This window comes from Embleya sp. NPDC025285, assembly GCF_055558835.1.
Genome location: NZ_JBVHLU010000257.1, coordinates 1 through 2,562, shown reverse-complemented (window position 1 = coordinate 2,562; position 2,562 = coordinate 1). Strand labels below are relative to the sequence as shown.

General features: G+C 73.7%; 1 protein-coding gene. It reads left to right on the top strand.

The window, feature by feature from the left end; translation table 11 throughout:
• On the top strand, positions 1–2,562 hold a 2,562-nt coding region (locus tag ACZ4FV_RS52010), incomplete at both ends, for a type I polyketide synthase (RefSeq protein WP_465328453.1).

Below are 2,562 nucleotides of genomic sequence, written 5' to 3'. Positions count from 1 at the left end.
CGTCTGGAGCGGGTCCTGCGATCCAAGGTCGACGGCGCGGTCAACCTGCACGAACTCACCGCCGACCACGACCTCTCCGCCTTCGTCCTCTTCTCGTCCATCGCCGGTGTCTTCGGCGGACCGGCCCAGGCCAACTACGCCGCCGCCAACGCTTTCCTGGACGCGCTCGCCACCCACAGGCAGGGCACGGGTCGGCCGGGCACCTCGCTCGCGTGGGGACTGTGGGGAGAGGCCACCGGGATGACCGGCCACCTCGGCCGTGACGACCTGAACCGGATGGCGCGCGGCGGCATCCTGCCCTTCGCCGCGCCACTCGGACTGCGGCTCTTCGATGCCGCTCGCGCCCTCCCGCAGGCGCTTCTGGTGCCGCTGCGCCTGGACCCGGCCGCGCTGCGCGCCCTGGCCGGGACGGGCGCGCTGCCGGGCGTGTTCAGCGGCCTGGTTCGCGGCCCGGCTCGCCGGGTCGCGGCGACCGACGCCGGTACGGGCGGGTCGACCTGGCAGCGGCGGACCGCCGCGCTCGCGCCGGTCGACCGCTTCCGCGTGCTCCTCGAACTGGTCCGTACGCATGTCGCCGCCGTGCTCGGCCACGGTGACCCGGCGGCCGTCGCCGCCGACCGCGGGTTCAAGGACCTCGGCTTCGACTCGCTGACCGCGGTCGAACTGCGCAACCGCCTCACCGCCGACACCGGGTTGCGGCTGCCCGCCACCCTGGTCTTCGACTACCCGACCCCGACCGCGCTGGCCCGGCACCTCGGCGCCGAACTGCCCGGTGCGCAGCCGAACGTGGTCGCCGCGACATCGGCGCCGGGGGCGACCGGCGCCGACGAGCCGATCGCGATTATCGGCATGGCCTGCCGCTTTCCCGGGGACGTTCGCTCCGCCGACGATCTGTGGCGCCTGGTCATGGCGGGTGGGGACGCGATCTCCGAGTTTCCCGCGAACCGCGGCTGGGACCTCGCGGGCCTCTTCCACCCGCAGCCCGATCACGCGGGCACCAGCTACACCCGCTCCGGTGGTTTCCTGCACGACGCCGACCGGTTCGACGCCGAACTGTTCGGCATCAACCCGCGCGAGGCGCTGGCGATGGATCCCCAGCAGCGGCTGCTCCTGGAGACCTCCTGGGAGGCCCTCGAACACGCCGGCATCTCGCCGGACACCCTCGGCGGCAGCCGGACCGGCGTGTACACCGGGCTGGTCGCGCAGGGGTATGCAAGTCGACTCGACCGGGCCCCGGAGGAGTTGGAGGGCTACCTGGGCACCGGCAATACGCCGAGCATCGGCTCCGGCCGGGTCGCGTACACCTTCGGCTTCGAGGGGCCCGCGGTCACCGTGGACACCGCCTGTTCCTCGTCGCTCGTCGCGGTGCACCTGGCGGTGCAGGCGCTGCGCGGCGGGGAGTGCTCGATGGCCTTGGCCGGCGGCGTGACCGTGATGTCGGAACCGGGACTGTTCGTCGAGTTCAGCCGCCAACGCGGCCTGGCGGCGGACGGCCGCTGCAAGGCGTTCTCGGCGGACGGCGACGGATTCGGCCCGGCCGAGGGCGTCGGCGTCCTGGTCGTGGAGCGCCTGTCGGACGCGGTGCGCAACGGGCATCGCGTGCTCTCCGTCATCCGCGGTTCCGCGGTGAACCAGGACGGCGCGAGCAACGGCCTGACCGCGCCCAACGGCCCGTCCCAGCAGCGCGTCATCCGGCAGGCGCTGACCGCCGCCGGCCTGTCGCCGCAGGATGTCGACGCGGTCGAGGGCCACGGGACGGGTACCGCGCTCGGCGACCCGATCGAGGCCCAGGCCCTGATCGCGACCTACGGTCGGGACCGGCCGGCGGAACACCCGGTCCACCTCGGCTCGGTGAAGTCGAACATCGGGCACACGCAGGCCGCGGCGGGCGTGGCCGGCGTGATCAAGATGGTCCAGGCGATGCGCGAGGGCGTGCTGCCGCCGACGCTGCACGTGGCGGAGCCGACACCGCACGTGGACTGGGCCGCGAGCTCCGTACGGCTGCTCGCGGAGGCCATGCCGTGGCCGGTCACCGGTCGCCCGCGTCGGGCGGCGGTCTCCTCGTTCGGCATAAGCGGCACCAACGCGCACGTCGTCCTGGAACAGGCCCCCGACACCGCGCCCGCCGACCTGCCGGGCGACCAACCGCCCTCAGGCGCCACCCGGGTCGCGGCTCGGACGAACGTCGCCGCGCTGCCCTGGGTGCTCTCCGGCCACACCGCCGAGGCGCTGTACGCGCAGGCGCGCAACCTCGCGACGTTCCTGCGGGAACAGTCCGGGCTCGCGCTGCCCGATGTCGCACACACGCTGGCGACCGCACGCGCGACGTTGCCGGAGAGGGCCGTGCTGACCGCCGCGGATTCGGCCGAACTCCTGCACAGCCTCCAGGCACTGGGGCGCGGGGAGACCGCATCGGGCGTGGTGACGGGCCCGGCGAGCGCCGACGGTCGGCTGGCGTTGTTGTTCAGTGGGCAGGGGAGTCAGCGGGTCGGGATGGGGCGTGAGCTGCACGATCGCTTCCCGGTGTTCGCGGAGGCGTTCGATGCCGCTGTTGTCGAGTTG